The organism is Streptomyces sp. Alt3 (genome assembly GCF_030719215.1).
Classification (GTDB): domain Bacteria; phylum Actinomycetota; class Actinomycetes; order Streptomycetales; family Streptomycetaceae; genus Streptomyces; species Streptomyces glycanivorans.
Genome location: NZ_CP120983.1, coordinates 5,937,208 through 5,956,180, shown reverse-complemented (window position 1 = coordinate 5,956,180; position 18,973 = coordinate 5,937,208). Strand labels below are relative to the sequence as shown.

The 18,973-nt window shown below is 72.5% G+C and carries 15 protein-coding genes and 1 pseudogene; 9 read left to right on the top strand and 7 right to left on the bottom strand.

Annotated elements, in window-relative coordinates:
• Positions 1-47: 47 nt before the first annotated feature.
• From P8A20_RS26240 to P8A20_RS26225, 4 genes are all read right to left on the bottom strand, one after another.
• A complete protein-coding gene (locus tag P8A20_RS26240) occupies positions 48-1,313 on the bottom strand; it encodes a bifunctional RNase H/acid phosphatase (RefSeq protein ID WP_147963180.1) in 1,266 nt (421 codons plus the stop codon).
• Complete coding sequence (locus P8A20_RS26235; RefSeq protein ID WP_187282444.1) at positions 1,313-2,056, bottom strand: zinc ribbon domain-containing protein; 744 nt, start codon at positions 2,054-2,056, stop codon at positions 1,313-1,315. Before P8A20_RS26235 ends, P8A20_RS26240 begins: the two co-directional genes overlap by 1 nt.
• Entirely contained in the window at positions 2,053-2,889 is an 837-nt protein-coding gene (locus P8A20_RS26230; protein ID WP_306104349.1) for a Nif3-like dinuclear metal center hexameric protein, read from the bottom strand. Before P8A20_RS26230 ends, P8A20_RS26235 begins: the two co-directional genes overlap by 4 nt.
• 84 nt (positions 2,890-2,973) lie before the next feature.
• Entirely contained in the window at positions 2,974-4,011 is a 1,038-nt protein-coding gene (locus P8A20_RS26225) for an ABC transporter substrate-binding protein (RefSeq protein WP_306104348.1), read from the bottom strand.
• Between the two features lie 762 nt (positions 4,012-4,773).
• Between P8A20_RS26225 and P8A20_RS26220 the strand changes: the two genes are divergently transcribed.
• The 5 genes and pseudogenes from P8A20_RS26220 to P8A20_RS26200 all read left to right on the top strand — a co-directional run bounded on the left by P8A20_RS26220 (position 4,774) and on the right by P8A20_RS26200 (position 10,137).
• Complete coding sequence (locus P8A20_RS26220; protein WP_261989024.1) at positions 4,774-6,045, top strand: hypothetical protein; 1,272 nt, start codon at positions 4,774-4,776, stop codon at positions 6,043-6,045.
• Positions 6,046-6,627: 582 nt separating this feature from the next.
• Positions 6,628-7,550 (top strand): annotated as a pseudogene (locus tag P8A20_RS26215) (ABC transporter ATP-binding protein).
• On the top strand, positions 7,550-8,272 hold the full coding sequence (locus P8A20_RS26210) for an ABC transporter permease (protein WP_147963185.1): 723 nt from the start codon (positions 7,550-7,552) through the stop codon (positions 8,270-8,272). Before P8A20_RS26215 ends, P8A20_RS26210 begins: the two are co-directional and overlap by 1 nt.
• Positions 8,269-9,426, top strand: coding sequence for a sensor histidine kinase (locus tag P8A20_RS26205; protein WP_306104347.1), 1,158 nt, complete (start codon positions 8,269-8,271; stop codon positions 9,424-9,426). The genes P8A20_RS26210 and P8A20_RS26205 overlap by 4 nt, the downstream gene beginning before the upstream one ends.
• A 78-nt stretch (positions 9,427-9,504) precedes the next feature.
• A complete protein-coding gene (locus tag P8A20_RS26200; protein WP_306105201.1) occupies positions 9,505-10,137 on the top strand; it encodes a response regulator transcription factor in 633 nt (210 codons plus the stop codon).
• Positions 10,138-10,217: 80 nt separating this feature from the next.
• Here the strand turns inward: P8A20_RS26200 and P8A20_RS26195 are convergent, their stop codons facing one another.
• Positions 10,218-11,729, bottom strand: a complete 1,512-nt coding sequence (locus P8A20_RS26195; RefSeq protein ID WP_306104346.1) for an MFS transporter — start codon at positions 11,727-11,729, stop codon at positions 10,218-10,220.
• A 245-nt stretch (positions 11,730-11,974) separates the two neighbouring features.
• On the opposite strand from P8A20_RS26195, the gene P8A20_RS26190 reads away from it, so the two are divergent.
• A complete protein-coding gene (locus P8A20_RS26190; RefSeq protein ID WP_147963187.1) occupies positions 11,975-13,507 on the top strand; it encodes an MFS transporter in 1,533 nt (510 codons plus the stop codon).
• Here the strand turns inward: P8A20_RS26190 and pepE are convergent.
• Together pepE and P8A20_RS26180 are read right to left on the bottom strand one after the other, a co-directional pair.
• Entirely contained in the window at positions 13,473-14,201 is a 729-nt protein-coding gene (pepE, locus tag P8A20_RS26185; RefSeq protein WP_147963188.1) for a dipeptidase PepE, read from the bottom strand. The two genes, P8A20_RS26190 and pepE, sit on opposite strands and share 35 nt — an antisense overlap.
• A 69-nt stretch (positions 14,202-14,270) precedes the next feature.
• Positions 14,271-15,098, bottom strand: a complete 828-nt coding sequence (locus tag P8A20_RS26180) for an IclR family transcriptional regulator (RefSeq protein ID WP_147963189.1) — start codon at positions 15,096-15,098, stop codon at positions 14,271-14,273.
• A gap of 148 nt (positions 15,099-15,246) precedes the next feature.
• Here P8A20_RS26180 and P8A20_RS26175 point away from each other — a divergent pair, with 148 nt between their 5' ends.
• From P8A20_RS26175 to P8A20_RS26165, 3 genes are read left to right on the top strand one after another with little or no spacing between them, the layout of a single operon-like run.
• Positions 15,247-16,200: a DUF1177 domain-containing protein gene (locus P8A20_RS26175; RefSeq protein WP_147963190.1), complete on the top strand. Its 954-nt coding sequence runs from the start codon at positions 15,247-15,249 to the stop codon at positions 16,198-16,200.
• A complete protein-coding gene (locus P8A20_RS26170; protein ID WP_147963191.1) occupies positions 16,200-17,591 on the top strand; it encodes a cytosine permease in 1,392 nt (463 codons plus the stop codon). Before P8A20_RS26175 ends, P8A20_RS26170 begins: the two co-directional genes overlap by 1 nt.
• Entirely contained in the window at positions 17,588-18,895 is a 1,308-nt protein-coding gene (locus tag P8A20_RS26165) for a M20/M25/M40 family metallo-hydrolase (protein ID WP_147963192.1), read from the top strand. Before P8A20_RS26170 ends, P8A20_RS26165 begins: the two co-directional genes overlap by 4 nt.
• Positions 18,896-18,973: the final 78 nt, after the last annotated feature.

Here is an 18,973-nt window from a genome sequence, read left to right as displayed (position 1 = left end):
GCCGATGCCCTGGGCCCCGACCGCAGGCAGGCCGATGCCCTGGGCCCCTACCGCAGGTGCGAGGTGTCGTTGAGGAGTCTCAGCGACGGGTTCCCGTCGGCGTAGTAAGCCACCGTCGAGACGGAGGCGGGCGAGAGTTCCATGCGGAACAGCGACTCCGGAGGGGCACCCAGCGCGAGCCGGACCAGGGTCTTGATCGGGGTGACGTGCGTGACCAGCAGCGCCGTGCGGCCCGCGTGAAGGGCGATCAGCCGGTCCCGCGCCGCCGAGACCCGCTCGGCCACCTCGGCGAAGCTCTCGCCGCCACCCGTGGGTGCCACGTCGGGGGAGGCCAGCCAGGCGGTGAGGTCCGCGCCGTGGCGCTCCCGCACCTCGGCGAAGGTGAGGCCCTCCCAGGCACCGAAGTCCGTCTCGCGCAGGCCGTCCTCGATACGGACCTCCAGGCCGAGCCGTCCGGCCACGGCTTCCGCCGTCTCACGGCAGCGTCGCAGCGGGGAGCTCACGATCTCCTGGACCGTGCCCCGGGCGGCGAACGCCTCCGCCGCGCGGGCTGCCTGCTGACGGCCCGTCGCCGACAGCTCGGGGTCGCTGCCGCCGCTCCCCGAGAAACGCTTCTCGGGGGTGAGCGCGGTCTCGCCGTGCCGGAGCAGGACGAAGGTGGCGGGCGCGCCCAGGTCCGGCGCACTCCCCCAGCCCACTTGCGGTGCGTCCGCGGAGTCCGCCTGGGGGGCGGCCGTCGCCGGGCGGGCGGCGGCCAGGGCGGCACGGACCCTGGCCGCACCGGCTGCCGCGTCACCGGGCGGTCCTGACGGAGGCTGCTGCTCGTGGAGGACGCGCGTGCGGGTCGTCTCCATGTCGGCCGTCGAGGCCCCCGGGTCCCACTGCTCGCCCCGTCCACCGGCGTCCATCGCCTCGTTGGCGAGCCGGTCCGCGTGCTTGTTCTCCGCGCGCGGGATCCACTCGTACGTGACCGAGGAGGCGGGCAGGATGCGCGCGGCCTCCTCGGCGAGCGGCTTCATGTCGGGGTGCTTGATCTTCCAGCGCCCCGACATCTGCTCGACCACCAGCTTGGAGTCCATCCGGACGCGCACCTGCACAGGGGTGTCCGGGAACAGGTCCCTGACCGCCTTGAGACCGGCGATCAGGCCGCGGTACTCCGCCACGTTGTTCGTCGCGACCCCGATGTACTCGGCCGCCTCGGCGAGCGTGGCGGTGTCGAGCGGGTCGAGGACGACGGCGCCGTAACCGGCGGGCCCCGGGTTGCCCCGGGAGCCGCCGTCCGCCTCGACGACCAGCCGGCGGGGAGCGGGCATTACAGGCCCGACTCCGAGGTGCGGACCAGGATGCGGTGGCAGTTCTCGCAGCGCAGCACCGTCTCGGGCGACGCGGCCTTCACGTCGTTGACCTCGGTGATGTTCAGCTCCAGGCGGCAGCCCTCGCAGCGACGCTGGTAGAGCCGGGCAGCGCCGACGCCGCCCTGCTGGGCGCGCAGCTTGTCGTAGAGCTTCAGCAGGTCGGCGGGGACCGCGCCCGCGACGACCTCGCGGTCCTTGGCCACGGTGGCGGCCTCGGCGTCGAGTTCCCGCGTCGCGGCGTCCCGGCGGGCGGTCGCGTCGTCGACCTTGGCCTGCACCGCACCGACGCGCTCGGTCAGTTCGGCGACGCGCTCCTGGGCGGACTCGCGGCGCTCCATGATCTCGAGGACGACGTCCTCCAGGTCACCCTGGCGCTTGGCGAGCGAGGTGATCTCGCGCTGCAGGTTCTCGAGGTCCTTCGGCGAGGAGACCGCGCCGGAGTCGAGCCGCTGCTGGTCGCGGACGGCACGCTGGCGCACCTGGTCGACGTCCTGCTCCGCCTTGGTCTGCTCGCGGGTGGTGTCGCTCTCCTCGGTCTGCGAGGCGACGAGCAGGTCGCGCAGCTGTGCGAGGTCACTGTTGAGCGAGTCCAGCTCGGCGTGCTCGGGCAGCGACGTGCGCTTGTGGGAGAGCTGCGACAGACGTACGTCGAGTGCCTGGACTTCGAGGAGTCGGATCTGGTCGGCGGGCGCGGCGTTCAGTTGGGGGCTCCAGAAGAGTGGTGGGTGGTCCAGGGGTCGGTGACCTGCTTCGAGACGTGGACCCGGAGGTCCCATCCGTGGCGGTCGGAAATCGCGTCGAGCTGCGCGGCGGCCTGCTCGCACCAGGGCCATTCGGTGGCCCAGTGTGCGGCATCGACGAGGCAGAGCGGCGAGTGCTGGACGGCCTCGGAGGCCGGGTGGTGGCGCAGGTCGGCGGTGAGGAAGGCGTCCACACCGGCGGCGCGTACGTCGTCGAAGAGGCTGTCGCCGGAGCCGCCGCTCACCGCGACCCGGCGCACGAGGGCGTCCGGGTCACCGGCCAGCCGGATGCCCTGCGCGGTGGCGGGGAGCCGGGCGGCGGCGCGGGCGGCGAAGTCGCGGAGGGTCTCGGGGTGGTCGAGCTCGCAGACCCGGCCGAGCCCGCGGCGGCCCGTGGCATCGGCGGGGTCGGGCACGAGGGGGCCGGTGACCCGCAGGTCGAGGGCGGCGGCGAGGGCGTCGGAGACCCCGGGGTCCGCGGTGTCGGCGTTGGTGTGGGCGACGTGCAGGGCGATGTCGTGCTTGATCAGCCCGTGCACGACCCGGCCCTTGAAGGTGGTGGCCGCGACCGTCGTCGTGCCGCGCAGATAGAGCGGGTGGTGGGTGACGATCAGCTGGGCGCCGAGGGTACGGGCCTCGTCGGCGATCTGCTGTACGGGGTCGACGGCGAAGAGGACCCGGTCGATCTCCGCTCCGGGATCGCCGCAGACCGTGCCGACGGCGTCCCATCCCTCGGCCCGCTCGGGAGGCCAGAGGGCGTCGAGCTCGGCGATGACTTCAGACAGACGGGGCACGGAGGAAAGGCTACCTGTCCCCCGTGCCCAGCCGCCCCTGGCCGCCGGGGCCCGTTCGGTGGGACCCGCGGCCGGTGCGAATCGTTACTTGACGAGGTCGGCGCGGAGGTCGTCGAGGACCAGGTTCGCGGAGGTGACTCCGAGACCGAGGTACCAGGTCTCGTCGGAGACGTCCTTGGCCTGTCCGGCCTTCACCGCGGCGAGGTTCTTCCACAGCGGGTTGGCGCGTGCGGTGTCACGCTTGGTGGCCTTCGCGTCGCCGTAGACACCGGTGAAGATCCAGTCGGCGTCCGCCTGGTCGATGTTCTCGGGGCTGATCTCAGCGGCGAGATCGTCGATCTGCTGGTTCTCGGGCCGCGGCAGGCCCACGTCCTGGAGGATCGTGCCGATGAAGGACGCCTTGGCGTAGAGACGGATCTTGTCCGGCAGGTAGCGGACCATGGAGATGGTCGGCTTGTCGGGACCGATCTCCTCGCCGAGCTTCTTCGCGTTCGCCTCGTAGGCGGCGAGTTCGGACTTCGCCTTCGCGGTCCTGTCGAGCGCGGCGGCGTTCAGGAGGTAGTTCTCCTTCCAGGTGAAGCCCGGGCGGATGGAGAACACGGTCGGCGCGATCTTCGAGAGCTCGTCGTACGTGTCCGCGGCGCGCAGCTGGCTGCCGAGGATCAGGTCCGGCTTCAGGCCGGCGATCGCCTCCAGGTTGAGGCTGTTGATCGTCCCGACGCTCACCGGGTTCCCCGCGTCCTTCTTCAGGTACGACGGAATGGCCTCGTCGCCCTCGGAGGGCGCGTAGCCGACGGGCTTCACGCCGAGCGAGACGACGTTGTCGAACTCGCCGACGTCGAGCACGACCACGCGCTCGGGCGCGGCCTGGATCGAGGTGCTGCCCATGGCGTGGGTGACCGTACGGGGGAACTCGCCGGCCTCGGCGTCGGTCCCGTACTCCGCCGTCTTCTTCGCCGCGTCGGCGAAGTCCTTGCCGCCCGTGGCGACGGCCGCCCTCTTGTCGCCGCCGGTGTCGCCGGCCGGACCGCCCGCCGTGTCGTCGCCCCCGCACGCCGAGAGGGAGAGTGCGGCCGCGACCGCGAGACCGATCGCGGCGGTGCCGCGGCGTCTGAAGGACATGTTCTGCTCCGGTTCGGGGAAGACACAGGAAATTCTTAGGAAAGCCTCACCTTAGATGTGCACAGACGGGACAGCACAGGCACCCCCACCTCCGCAGGCGAATCCGGACATCGACACCCTTATGTGTGAAGAGGGGTGGCTGATGTTGTCCGGTGGGTAGTCCGAAACCTAGCTTCTGTTGCCGGAGGTGACCGGACCATGACTGCCTGTGCCATCGAGGACAAGACCGCCGGAGTCGCAGGGGCTGCCGCGACGGCAGAGCCCGCGCCCGAACCCGCTGATCCGGACGGACCGGCGGAGCCGGTGAAACCCCGCGTGGCGGGCGCTGCGGACGAGGGCGCGGACCCGGTCAGAACGGGTGCGACGGACCGGGACACCGATCCGGCCACGGCGGCGATGCCGGGCCTGACCGCCGGTCCGGCCGTCGCGAGGACGGCGGGTCCGGGCGCCGGTCCGGCGGCGGGGACGGGGGGTCCGGCCGCTGCGGGAACGCATGATCCGGACACGGGCCTGCGTGGCGCGGGGGCGCCCCACGCCGGCACCGGCGTCGTCCCCGTCGTCGCCATCGGCCCCGGCAGTGCCGACCCCGGGCGGCTCGGTCCGGGGAGCCTGGGCGTCGGAGGCATCGGCCTCGGAAGCCTCGGGCGCCGGGCCCCGTCCGGAGTTCCGCGCGAGGCCGGCACGGCGGGCGAGCCCGTGAGGACCGTCGCCCCCGCGCCGCCCCTCCCTGCCGGCGTGCCCTCCGCACCGCCGGTTCCGCCGATGCCGCCGTTCCTCGCAGCCGTGGCCGGACCGGCGCCGCAGGCCCCGGCGCCCGCGGCCTCCGTACCGCTCGTGCGGACCGGCTCCCCCCTGCCCCCCGCACCTCCCGCGCGGACCGCGCCTCCCGTCGGCACCGGCGCGGCGCCCCTCCCCCCGAGCCAGTCGCGCCTCCCGGCGCCGCAGCCCCTCGCACTGTCCGCCGACCACGCGTACGCGGCGCGGCTCGCGACGGCCGGGACGGCGGGCGGACCCGCCTGGTTCGCCGAGCGCTGGACGCTGGACGGCCCCGAGCCCTACTCCGTGCCCCTCCCCCTCGACCAGCCGGAGGAGCCCGAGGCCGACGTGGTGCCTCTATCGGACGGGCGGGTCCTGATCCGGCGACGGGTGGGCGGCGACCGGCACACGTTCTCACTGCTCTATCCGACCGGACCCGGCACGGGTGAACTCCTGCTGGGCGCCCTCGACTGCGCGGACCTCGCGCTGCTCCCCCCGTCACCGGACGGCGCGAGCGTCCTCGCCCTGCTCCCCGGTGAACGCTCCACCGCCGTATGGCTGGTGGCCGGCGGCGGGTTCGGCCCCGAGCACGTGGCGGACGTCCCGGGCCGATGTTCCGGCGGTGTCTGGCTGGACCGGGAGGGCCGGCTGCTCGCCGTGGACCGGCAGATGCCCGGCGGCGGGCCCGTGAAGGCGGTCGTTCTCGACCTGGAACGCGGCGGGGAGGTGACCCCCCTCCTGCAGATCGCGCCGGAGAGCAACGACCGGCTGCTGATGGCGGACGCCGACAGCGGCCTGCTGCTGGTCAGGTCGGACGCTCCCGGCCACGACCGGCTCGGCTGGGGGGTGCTCGGCAGCTGCCTGCCGGTGCGGTTCCCGGAGTGCCTGCGCGCGGCGGACGCGACCTTGACGCCGTTCGCCGTGCAGCCCGGCCAGATGCTGATGCCGGAGAGCTGTGCGGTGGCCCTGAGGATCGACGGGGCCGCGGGCAGCTGGGTGGGGCTGTGGCGTCCGACGGGCCGCCGGCTGCACCAGTTCGCGGCACCTGACGGGTGGCCCGCCGGGTCCGGTTTCTGGACCCGGGAAGGCGTGCTGCACCTGCCGTACGCGCAGGAGGGAGCGCCCTGTTCCGTGGCGCTGCTGGAGGCTCCCGTGGACGAGCCCCGCCGGGTCACCACGTCCGGAACGGGCGCGTCCGGGAGCACGCCGGCTTTCGGTGTGTGCAAACCCGTTCCGTTGGGGCAGGCGCCTCTCACCGGGCGCACCTCACCTGGATAAACTCTCGACGGGGCTACGCAGCCGTTCCGTGCGGGCGCCGACGGTGACCGTGCCGGGGGCGGCGGGGCTGCGACACATACGTAAGCGATTGCAACGGGGAGATCTCCCACATGTCTGAAGCCCGAACCGACACGACCCAGAGCCGTCCGCCCGAGGCGGACACGGACCGGGGCGAAGCCGGCGGCTACGGAAAGCACCGAGGAGGCGCGTCCGCACAGAGCGTTACCGCGCAGCCGCACGGCCGTCACCGCCGTCCCTCCGAAGGGGGTGGCAGCGCGGCGGCATGAGGCCGCTCCGCGGAACACGAGGGCCGTCGCAGCCGTCCGGCTGCGGCGGCCCTCGGCCATGCGGGGGCCGCCACTACGGAGAAGCCTCAACAGCCCGCTGCCCCAGGACATTTGTCACCGCCGACTGCGTACATCCACGCCTGCCGCCGGGTACGTCCGGATCCGTAAGGTCGTCGCCATGACACAGGCGACGGGGACTCCATGGACGGCACGGACACAGGGGACGACGGATACGGCTGACGCGACGGGGACGTCGAGGACGGGCCCGGCGGAAGCCGTGGGCGCGGGGCCCGCGGTGGAGTTCGCCGCGGCGGTGAAGACGTTCAGGACGCGGGGGCGCACCGTACGGGCGGTCGACGGCCTCGGCCTCACGGTCGCCCGAGGCGAGACCGTCGCCCTGCTGGGCCGCAACGGGGCGGGCAAGTCCACCGCCATCAGCCTCCTCCTCGGGCTGGACGACCCGGACTCCGGCACGGTGCGTCTCCTGGGCCGCACCCCTGAACGGGCGGTGCGGGCAGGGCTGGTCGGCGCGATGCTCCAGGACGGGCGCCCGATTCCCCGGGTGACGGTGGGTGAGCTGGTCCGCTTCGTCGCGGCGCTCCACCCGCGCCCGCTGCCCGTGGCCGAGACACTCGGCCTCGCCGGGTTGGCGGAGTACGCGGACCGGCGCGTCGACAAGTTGTCCGGCGGGCAGATCCAGCGTGTCCGGTTCGCCGTGGCGCTGGCCGGTGATCCCGAACTGATCGTGCTGGACGAGCCGACGGTGGCCCTGGACGTCGAGGCGCGGCGCGCCTTCTGGGTCTCGATCCGGTCCTGCGCGGAGCGCGGCACCACCGTGCTGTTCTCCACGCACCATCTGGAGGAGGCCGACGCGAACGCCGGCCGGATCGTCGTCCTGGACCGCGGCAGGATCGTCGCGGACGGCAGCGGCGAGGACATCAAGCGGTCGGCGGGTGGCGGCGTGGTCTCCTTCGACCTGGCCGGCCCGCCGCGGGGCTGGACGCGCTGCCCGGTGTCGCGGTCGTCGAGGTGCACGGGGACCGGGCGTCGCTGCGCACGGACGACCCGGACGCGACGGTGGTCGAACTGGCCCGGATGGGCGCCGTACGCGGTCTCGAGGTCAGCAGAGCCACCCTGGAGGACGCGTTCCTGTCCCTGACCTCACCCGGGTCGCCGGCCACGGGCTCGGCGGACGGTCACGGGAAGGAGGCCGCGTGATGTTCCCCTACATCGCTCTGGAGATCCGCCGGACCCTGCGCGACCCCGCGTTCCTGATCTTCGGGACGGGCATGCCGGTGATGATGTATCTGCTCCTCACGAACCTCGGAGGGGGCGGCACGTACGGCGACTGGAAGGCCGCGTCGATGGTCGGCATGGCGGCTTACGGGGCGCTCGGCTCGTCCATGTCGGTCGGTACGGGTATCGCGTCGGACAAGTCCCTCGGCTGGCTGCGGCAGTTGAGGATCACTCCGCTGACCCCGGGGCGTGCGGTGGCCGGACGCGCGATCAGCGGTTCGGTGACGGTCCTGCCGACCGTACTGACCGTCCTGCTGGCGGGGGCGCTCGTCAACGGGGTCCGGATGGCGCTCTGGCAGTGGGGTGCGCTGGTGCTGCTGCTGTGGATCGGCGCGCTGCCGTTCACCCTGCTCGGCATCGGCAACGGCTACCGGCTCACCCCCCAGGGCACGGGGGTGGTCAACGTGGCCTGCCTGATGGGCTTCGCGATCGTCGGAGGGCTGTGGTTCCCCCTCGACATGTTCCCTGGATGGCTGGCCGCCGTGGGCGGGGTCACCCCGGCGCACGGTTTCGCGGACCTGGGCTGGGCGACGATCGCGGGGCACGCCCCGGCGGCCGGGTCGGTGGGAGTGCTCGGGGCGTGGCTGCTGCTGTTCGGCGGCTACGCGGTGCTGTCCTACCGCCGGTCGGCGAGGACCCTGTGAGGGGGAAGGCTGCGAGGAGGAGAAGCGGACGGCCCGGCCCGCCCGGCCCGTACGCCCTGCTGCCCACACTGCTGATGGGGCTCGGCGCGTTCTCCAACCTCTGGCAGGGCGAGACGCCCAACCCCTGGGTCGGCGGACTGGGGCTGCTGGCCTTCAACTCCCTCTACGTCTCCGTGGTGTTCCGGGGCTTCGACAGGAAGAGGCGGGAGAGCGTCACGTCCTGGGTGCTGCTCGCCGCGATGGGTGCCGTCACCTTCGGTCTCTCGATCGGCTACGGCGGCAACTGGCTGCTGTTCTTCCCGTTGTTCTCGCTGGCCTGCGGAACGATCCTGCGGGGCCGGTGGCTGGGCGCCGGGCTGGTCGTCCTGGCCGGATCCGCCTGCGCGGTGGCCGTGTGGCGCGGTGACCACGTGTCGGAGCCGTGGACGATCGGGTACGGAACGTTCATCTCCGGGGCGGTGACGGCGGCGATCCTCACGCTCTCCGAGACGGTGACGGCTCTGCGCGCGACCAGGGAGGAGCTGGCGCGCAGAGCAGTGGAGCAGGAACGGCTGCGCTTCTCGCGCGATCTGCACGACCTGCTCGGTCACACCCTGTCGGTCGTCGTCGTCAAGTCGGAGGCGGCGCGCAGGCTCGCCCCGCACGACGTCGACGCCGCGGTCGCCCAGGTCGCCGACATCGAGTCCGTGGGCCGCCAGGCCCTCAACGAGATCCGGGAGGCGGTCACGGGATACCGCGAGGGCAGCCTTGCCACCGAGCTGGAGAGGGCGGCGCCGGTGCTGGCCGCCGCCGGTATCGGGACTGCCGTCCACCGCTCGGGGCCGGCCCCGGCACCGCAGGCCGATGCGCTGCTGGGCTGGGTGGCACGGGAGGCCGTCACCAACGCCGTGCGCCACAGCGGCGCGACCCTCTGTGTGTTCGCACTCGACTCCACATCCGAACGGGTCCGGCTGACGGTGACGGACGACGGCACCGGGCCAGGACGCGCGGTGGTCGCCACGCCCGGCGGTACGGGTCTGAAGGGCCTGGCCGAGCGGCTGGCCGCCGCGGGTGGATCCCTGGAGTCGGGCCCCGGGCCGGACGGAGGCTTCGTCGTGACGGCGGAGCTGCCGGCCGGGACGTGGGAGCCGGCCGGAGGACGGAACTGCGGCTGAGGGGTGTTCCACGGACGACGTGGTGGCGTCGGGCCCTGCGCGCGGGTCCCGGCGGCCTACTCTGAGCCCGTGAACGAGATGCCGGAGGACCACCGCCCCGCGGTTTCGGTACGCATCCTGCTCGCCGAGGACCAGGGCATGATGCGCAGCGCGCTCGCCCTGCTGCTCGGGATGGAGCCGGACTTCGAAGTGGTCGCCCAGGTGGCGGCCGGCGACGAGATCGTCGACGCGGCGCATCTCTCCCGCCCGGACGTGGCGCTGCTGGACATCGAACTGCCGGGCCGCAGCGGCCTGGACGCTGCCGCCGATCTGCGGACGGAGGTGCCTGACTGCCGGGTGCTGATCCTGACGACCTTCGGCAGGCCGGGCTATCTGCGTCGGGCCATGGAGGCCGGGGCTTCGGGCTTCCTGGTGAAGGACGGACCGGTCGGGGATCTGGCGAAGGCGATCCAGCGAGTACTGGGCGGTGAGACCGTGATCGATCCGGCGCTCGCCGCCGCCGCGCTGGGAGCCGGCCCGAGCCCGCTGACCCCGCGGGAGCGGGACGCGCTGAACGCGTCGGTGGACGGGGCGACGGTCTCCGACATCGCCGTGAAGCTGAGCCTGTCGGAATCCACGGTCCGCAACTACCTCTCCTCCGCGATCGGCAAGACGGGCACCCGTAACCGCATGGAGGCGATGCGCGCGGCACGTCAGCAGGGCTGGCTCTAGACCGCGGGCCGTGCGGCCTCGGACGTCCGGCGCACCGCTCCGGGAACCGGGCTTCGCGCGGCCGTCTTCACCCGTTCGCGCTACGCCTCGGGTGAGTGCAGCGCCGGTGCGGTTTCCTTCCCCGGCCGTCCCGCCCCGCTCCCGGCCCTGGTGGCCGGGCTGCCGCCGGATCCGGTGGCTCCGCGGCCCGGCAGCCAGAGCAGCATCATCACCGCGCTGGCGACCAGCACCAGGGCGGACGTACGGAAGGCCAGGGCGTATCCGGCCGTGATCTCCGCCGCGTCCCCCGATCCCGCGGTGCGGGCCGCGGCGACCGTGGAGAGCACGGCGAGGCCCAGCGCACCGCCCATCGTCCGGGAGGTGTTGACCAGTCCGGAGACGAGTCCGGCGTCGCCGGGGGCCGCACCGGAGGTGGCGAGTGTGGCCAGCGGGGTGGAGGCAAGTCCGGCCCCGGCCATCATGAGGACACCGGGGAGGCAGACCGAGGTGAGGTAGGAGCCGTCCACGTCCATGGTGGACTGCCAGCCGAACCCGGCGGCGGCGACCAGGACACCCGTCACGGCCAGGGTCTTGGCGCCGGTCCGGGCCATGATCCTGGGGGCGGCCTTCGATCCGGCGAAGACGGCGACGGACGTCGGCAGGAGGGCGAGGCCGGCCTGCAGTGGCGTGTAGCCCAGGACGTTCTGGGCGTAGACGGTCATGAAGTACCACATGCCGAACGTCGCCGAGCCGAGCAGCAGCATCGACACGTTCGCCGCGGAGACGGCGCGCACCCCGAGCACCCGCAGCGGCATCAGCGGCGCCGCCGCCCTCGCCTCCACCAGGACGAAGAGGCCGAGCAGTGCCAGGCCGCCCAGCAGGGGCACCAGGGTGGCGGCTGCGGTCCAGCCCTCGGCCTCGGTCTGCACGATGCCGTACGCCGTCGTCGCCAGGCCGGCCGTGACGAGAACCGCGCCCAGCAGGTCCACGCGGCGCCGGTCACCGGCCCGGCCCTCGGCCAGCCACACCGCCGCGCCCGCGATGACGAGAGCGCCGATCGGTACGTTGATCAGCAGGACCCACCGCCAGGACAGGGTGTCGGTGAGCACCCCGCCGATGAGCCCGCCGGCCGCTCCGCCGCCCGCGCCGACCGCCATCCACGTACCGATGGCCCTGGTCCGCGCGGGGCCCTCGGGGACGGCGGCGGTGAGAATGGTGAGCGTCGCGGGGGACAGCACGGCCGCGCCGAGCCCCTGTCCGGCGCGGGCGGCGAGGAGCTGCCAGCCCTCCTGCGCGAACCCGCCGGCCAGGGAGGCGACGGTGAAGAGGCCGATCCCGGTCAGGAACATCCTCTTGCGGCCGTATATGTCCGCGGCCCGCCCGCCGAGCAGCATGAAGCCGGCGAAGGCGATCGAGTAGGCGTTGACCACCCACTGCAGTCCGGGTGCGCTCAGGCCCAGGTCGGTGCGCATGGACGGCAGCGCCACGTTGACCACGGACACGTCGAGGACGACGAGGAACTGGCCGGTGCAGGCGGCCGCGACCACGGCCCACGTACGGGTCCGGGACCGGGACCGGGCGGGGGGCTGCTCGTGCGGGGAGGCGTCGACCATGGGTGTCATCCTCTCAGGCCCCTCGCACCCCGTACATCGGTTTCCGGTCCGGCCGGTTCTCCACCCCTGGGCCTAGGACCCGTGCCGACTTCACTGTTTTTACGCCCCGTTCACCGGAATAACGCGGGCGTACGAAAGCGTTCAGCATGCACACACTTGGCGGTGGGCGCTGCCCGCGGGCGCGCCACCGCACGCTCCACCCCGCTCGAACTTCCGCTTCTTCCCCCTGCCCGGAGGCCATACGTATGCGACGGACGACGAACGAACAGCACGCAGGGAAGCTCCCCGACCCGCGCAGGGGCAGGGGCGGCGGCGTCGTTCCCGTGCTCGCGTTCGCGGGGATCACCGTCGCGGTGATGCAGACCCTGCTCGTCCCCGTCATCAAGGACCTGCCGTCCCTGCTGGGCACCGACCCGGCCAACGCGACCTGGGTGATGACGGCGACCCTGCTCGCCGGGGCCGTCGCGACGCCGATCATGGGGCGGCTCGGTGATCTGAACGGCAAGCGGCGGATGCTGCTGGCCAGCCTCGCCGTGATGGTGGTCGGTTCGCTGATCTGCGCCTCCACCGACGATCTCGTGGTCATGATCGTCGGCAGGGCGCTCCAGGGCTTCGCCATGGGGGCCATTCCGCTGGGCATCGGCATCATGCGCGATGTGCTGCCGCGCGAGAAGCTCGGCTCGGCGATGGCCCTGATGAGCTCCTCCATAGGCGTGGGCGGCGGACTCGCGCTGCCCGCCGCCGCGATCGTCGCCCAGCACGCCGACTGGCACGCCCTCTTCCTGGCCTCGGCCGGGCTGGGAGTGCTGGCCATGACCCTGACCGTCCTCGTGGTGCCGGAGCCCCCGCTGCGCGCGCCGGGGCGTTTCGACCTCGTCGGAGCACTGGGGCTCTCCCTCGGCCTGGTCTGCCTGCTGCTGCCGGTCACCAAGGGCAGCGACTGGGGCTGGACCTCCCCCCTCACGCTCGGCCTGATCGCCGCGTCCCTGGTGATCCTGGTGCTGTGGGGCCTCTTCGAGCTGCGCTCCTCGGCGCCGCTGGTCGATCTGCGGACCAGCGCACGCCGTGAGGTGCTGCTGACCAACCTCGTCTCGATCATGGTCGGGGTCGCCTTCTACGCCGTCTCGCTGGTCCTGCCGCAGCTGCTCCAGCTGCCCACGTCGACGGGGTACGGCCTGGGGCAGTCGATGGTGGTGGCCGGGCTCTGCGTGGCGCCGCTGGGCCTGACGATGATGTTCGTCGCCCCGCTCTACGCCAGGCTCTCCGCCCGCCGCGGCCCCAAGACCACACTGATCCTGGGCATGCTGATCATCGCCGTCGGTTACGGGGCCGGGCTCGGCCTGATGAGCGCCGCCTGGCAGACCGTGGTGATCGCGGTGGTCCTCGGGGCGGGCATCGGGCTCGCGTACTCCTCGTTGCCCGCCCTGATCATCGGGGCCGTCGACGCCTCCGAGACCGGTGCGGCCAACGGACTGAACACGCTGATGCGGTCGATCGGCACCTCGCTGTCGAGCGCGGTGATCGGCATGGTGCTGGCGAACACCGCGGTGCGGACGGGCCCGGTGGACGTCCCCAGCATGGAGGGCTTCCGTACCTCGTTCATGATCGCCACGGGGGCGGTGCTGATCGGTCTCGTGCTGGCCGCGTTCCTGCCGGCGCAGCGGAAGGCGCGTCCGGTGCTGCTGGCAAGCAGCGCCGGAGACGCACTCGCCGCCGCGGAGTCCGTCCCCGTGGCGGTGCCGGTCAGCGCTCCGGAGCGTCGAACCTCGGCTCCGTAGCCAGCAGCCGCGACACGTCGGTTCCGGCCGCGAGCTCCTGCGGCCGGGCACCGCGGGTGAACAACCGGGCGGGGCGGGCCCCCTGGACCGTCGCCCCACCGTCGTGGACGCGGAGCCAGGAACCCTCGCGCAGACCGAGCACGGGGACGTCGTTCTCCTCCAGGAACTCGGTGAGCCGCTCCTCCCGGGTCTCGCCCTTGTGGGTGCTGGCGGGGTCCGGGTCCAGGTAGTGCGGGTTGATCTGGAACGGGACCAGGCCCAGCGCGTCGAAGGACGGCGGCTGCACGATGGGCATGTCGTTGGAGGTCCGGAGGGTCGGCGCGGCCATGTTGGTGCCGGCGCTGGCGCCCATGTACGGCAGCCCCTTCCGTGCGGCGTCCCGCACGGCCTCGCGCAGGCCGGTGCGGTACAGGGCGTCCAGCAGCCGGAAGGAGTTGCCCCCTCCGACGAACACGGCGTCCGAGGCGGCGAGTTCCGCGACGGGGTCGGCGTTCTCGTGGACGCCGCGCACGGTGATGCCGGACGGTTCGAGGGCCGCTCGGACGCGCGCGGTGTACGCGGCGTGGTCGGCCAGCGCGTACGGCACGAAGGCCAGCCTGGCGTTCGCCGGGAGGAACGCGGTGACGGTGTCCAGAGCGTGCTCCAGGTAACCGCGGCCGTACTGGGTGGAGTTGGAGAGCAGCAGCAGATTCACGGGTGTTCCTCGTGCGGGTAGGACCGGCGGCAGCAGACGGAGGCCGGCCGGGCGGTGTACGGGCGGGGGTCAGGTGCTACGGGGGCGGCCGGCCCGGGACTTCGGCCGCTGGGGCGGGTGGGTGAGCCGCTGCTCCAGCAGGTGGGCGGCGTGCCGCAGTGCGTCGAGCCGGTCCTCGGGCGCCCCCCGGAAGCGGTCCTCTCCCCCGCCGAGGCTGAGGCTGCCGTAGGGCTCGCGTCCCAGGAACACGGGGACCGCGACGGTGGCGATCCCGGTGTCGTACTCGCCGACGGTCCATGCGTACCCCTGGGCACGGACCTTCAGGAACTCCTGCTCCAGCAGGTCCGGGTCGGTGACCGTCCGGTCGGTGAAGCGTGCCATGGGGCGGCCCCGGAACAGCCGGTGGCGCTGGTCGTCGGGCATGTAGGCGTAGAAGGACTTGCTGGTGGCCCCGGCGTGCGCCGGGTAGAGCTCGCCGACCAGCGGGTAGTAGCGCAGGGGCCCGGTCTCCCCCTCCTCGGCGGCCACGCACCGCATGTGGAAGCTGTCCGGCAGGCAGAACAGCACGGTGTCGCCGGTGGTCCGGCGCAGCTCCTCCAGTACCGGCGCGGCCAGCAGCTCCAGCGATCCGGAGCGCTCCCAGAGCCGGCCGAGCCGCAGCACCGCCGGTCCGATGCGGTAGCGGCGGGTGACCGGGTCGGACACCAGGAAGCCGCGGCCGGCGAGCGTGGCCAGCAGGCGCTGGGCGACCGAGGTGTCCCAGCCGAACTCCTCGGCGACCTCGGTGACGCCCCAGTCGGGCCGGGTGCGCTCGAAGGCGAGCAGCACCAGGAGCGCACGGTCGACGGTTTGCAGGGCCCCGGTGGGGGTGCGCCGGTCCAGATCGAAGTCGGCCATCAGCATCTCACCATTCAGACCTGAATTGCAGATAACGGGAAAGAGTTGCGTTCCACGGTAGCCGATCCCGAATGTTGCTCCAGCACCCCGCCCCGCGCTTCCCCGCAGAAGCGCCGGGCGGGTGTCCCGCTCCGGAGAAAGGCCCCCCATGCTGAAGTACGTACTGGACATCGTCGAGCTGCTGGACGACCCGCAGGTCAGCGGCAAGTCGGTCGTCGGATACCTCGACTCCGTCGCCGGGGCCGAGGGCTCGTCCGCGCAGGTCACGACGGTCACCGGCGACCGGGGGGCGACGGACTTCGTACTCGTCCGCATCCCCGGCACCCATGGGCGCACGGCCGGCGGCAGCGCCCGGACCCTCGGCGTGGTCGGCCGTCTGGGGGGCGTCGGCGCGCGGCCGGAGGTGACCGGGCTGGTGTCCGACGCCGACGGCGCTGCCTCGGCGATCGCCACCGCCGCCAAGCTGCTGGACATGCGCCGCCGGGGTGACGCGCTTCCCGGCGACGTGATCGTCGCGACGCACATCTGCCCGAGCGCCCCGACCGAGCCGCACGATCCGGTGCCCTTCATGGGGTCCCCGGTGGACATCGCGACGATGAACCGGCACGAGGTCACCGGCGAGATGGAGGCCGTGCTCTCCATCGACACCACCAAGGGCAACCGGATCATCAACCACAAGGGCCTGGCCCTGTCGCCCACCGTCAAGGAGGGCTGGGTGCTCCGGGTGTCCGAGCAGCTCGGGGAGCTGCTCGCCGTGGTGACCGGTGAGCCGTTGGTCACGTACCCGGTGACCACGCAGGACATCACCCCGTACGGTAACGGTGCACACCACATCAATTCGATCCTCCAGCCCTCCACCGCGACCGCCGCCCCGGTCGTCGGTCTCGCGGTCACCTCGGCCGCCGCGGTGCCGGGCTGCCAGACGGGCGCGAGCCACGAGTCGGACATCGCCTCCGCCGCCCGCTACGCCGTCGAGGTCGCCAAGGCCTTCGGCGCCGGAACCCTGGACTTCCACGACGCGGTGGAGTTCGACAACCTCGTCAACCGCTACGGGTCGCTGACTCACCTGCAGACCTTCGGCCGCACACCCCAGGAGTCCTGATGGCTTCCGACAGCCGGGCCGCCGCCACGGCCCCCGAGACCAAGACCATCGGCAGCGACGACTACTCGCTCTCACGGGTGCCGCGCGACAAGCGCTTCGGCTTCTGGTCGATGCTCCTGCAGTGGCTGGCCCAGTCCGGGTCGATCTCCCAGTTCACGCTCGGCGCCACCATCGGCGTGGGGATGACCTTCGGGAACGCGTTCCTCGCCTTCACGCTCGGCGCGGTGATCCTGGAGATCGTCATCTTCGCGATCGGCCTGGCCGGGATGCGCGAGGGTCTGGCGACCCCGATGCTGACCCGCTGGGTGGGCTTCGGCCGCAACGGTTCGGCCCTGGTCAGCTTCGTCATCGCGGTCAGCCTGGTCGGCTGGTTCGGCGTCCAGAACACGATCTTCGGCAACAGCGTCTCGGCGCTCGTCGGCGGACCGTCCTGGATGTGGTGCGTGATCGCGGGCGCCGCCATCACCGCCCTGGTGATCTTCGGCTTCCGCTACATGGCGCTCTTCGCGAAGATCGTCACTCCGCTCTTCTTCGGCATGGTCGCCTGGTCGGTGATCACCACGCTGAACGACCACTCGCTCGGCGATCTGGTCAGCTCGCCGCCGCCCGGTGAGACGATCCCGCTGGCGGTGGCCGCCACCGCCATCGCGGGCGGCTACATGACGGGTGCGATCGTCTCCCCCGAGATGACCCGCTACAACAGGAAGGGCTCGCACGTCTTCGTGCAGAGCGCGTCCTCGATGATCCTCTCCGAGTACATCGTCGGCATGACCGGTGTGCTCCTCGGACATCTGGTGAAGTCCAGCGAGGTCTCGCACATCGTGCTCTCCACCTCGGGCGCCTTCGGCGTGATCGTGGTCCTGATGTCCACCGCCAAGATCAACGACTGGAACCTGTACGGCTCCTCGCTCGGCGTCGTCAACTTCTTCCAGGTCGTCTTCGGCAGGCGCCTGCACCGCGGGGTGGTCACCGTCGCCCTCGGCGTCGCCGGCACACTCCTCTCCGCGGTCGGCATCATGACCCACTTCACGGAGTTCCTCTCCCTGCTGGGCGTGATGATCCCGCCGATCGGCGGGATCATCGTCGCGGAGTACTGGGTCGTGAAGCGGATGCGGCGGCCCCTGGACGAGACCCGCGAGGCGCAGACACTGCCCGCGACCTCGCCCAGCTGGGTGCCGATGTCCCTGGCCATCTGGGTCGTCGCGTTCTGCGTCGGCAAGTTCTACGACGGCGGCATCCCGGCACTCAACTCGCTGGCCACCGCCTTCCTGCTGTACTGCGTGCTCGGCCTGCTGGGCTGGATCAGGCCGTACGGCACCTCCACCCTGGACGACGACGCGCACACCCCCGCCCCCGCCGCCCACGTCACCACCCCGGCAGGAGCAGCATGAGCATCGTCCCCGCGTCCGAACAGGCCCAGGAGGAGGCCGTCGGCCTCTGCGCCGAGCTGATCCGCTTCGACACCTCCAACCCGACCAGCGACGAACGCGCCGCTGCGGACTGGGTGGTCGCCCGCCTCGCCGAGGCCGGCATCGAGTCCGTGCTGGTGGAGTCGGCGCCCGGCCGGGCCAACGTCATCGCCCGGATCGCGGGGGCCGACCCCTCCCGGGGCGCCCTGCTGGTCCACGGCCACCTCGACGTCGTACCCGCCGACGCCTCCGAGTGGCAGGTGCCGCCGTTCTCCGGGGAGATCCGCGACGGCTACCTGTGGGGGCGCGGCGCGATCGACATGAAGGACACGGTCGCGGTCATGCTGGCCACCGCCCGGCACTTCGCACGGACGGGTACGCGGCCGGCCCGCGATCTGGTCCTCGCCTTCCTCGCCGACGAGGAGGCGGGCGGGAAGTTCGGCGCGCACTGGCTGGTCGAGCACCGTCCCGAGCTCTTCGCCGGGGCCACCGAGGCGATCGGCGAGGGGGGCGGGTTCTCCTTCGCGATCGACGACACCCGGCGGCTGTACCCCATCGAGAACGCCCAGCGCGGCATGGCCTGGATGGAGCTCACCGCCACCGGCCGGGCCGGCCACGGCTCGTCCCCCAACGACGAGAACGCGGTCACCGATCTCGCCGAGTCCCTCACCCGCATCGGCCGTGAGACCTTCCCCGTGCGGCTGATCGAACCGGTCCGCGCCCTGCTGGAGGAGGCCGCGCGCCTCTACGGCGTCGAGTTCGACGAGGACGACATCGAGGGCACGCTGTCCCGGCTGGGGCCGGTGGCGGACTTCATGCAGGTGGTGCTGCGCAACTCCGCCAACCCCACCATGTTCAGCGCGGGTTACCAGACCAACGTGATCCCGGGGAAGGCCACCGCCCGGGTCGACGGGCGTTTCCTGCCGGGCCACGAGCAGGAACTGCTCGACACGATCGACCGGCTGCTGCTGCCCTCCGTCAGCAGGGAGTGGGTCAACCACGACATCGCGCTGGAGACGACGTTCGACGGCCCGCTGGTCGACGCGATGTGCGCGGCGGTCCGCGCGGAGGACCCGGACGGCCACCCCGTCCCGTACTGCAACCCCGGCGGCACGGATGCCAAGGCGTTCACCCACCTGGGGATCCGCTGCTTCGGCTTCAAGGGGCTGAAGCTCCCGCACGACCTGGACTACGGCCGCCTCTTCCACGGCGTGGACGAGCGCGTCCCGCTGGAGGGCCTGCGCTTCGGCGTCCGGGTCATGACCCGACTCTGGCAGAGCTGCTGACCTGACCCGGTTGCCCTGCCAGGGGCCTGCCCCGACCCGGGCCCACCCCGCCCGTACGCCCCCGCCGCTCCCCGCGAC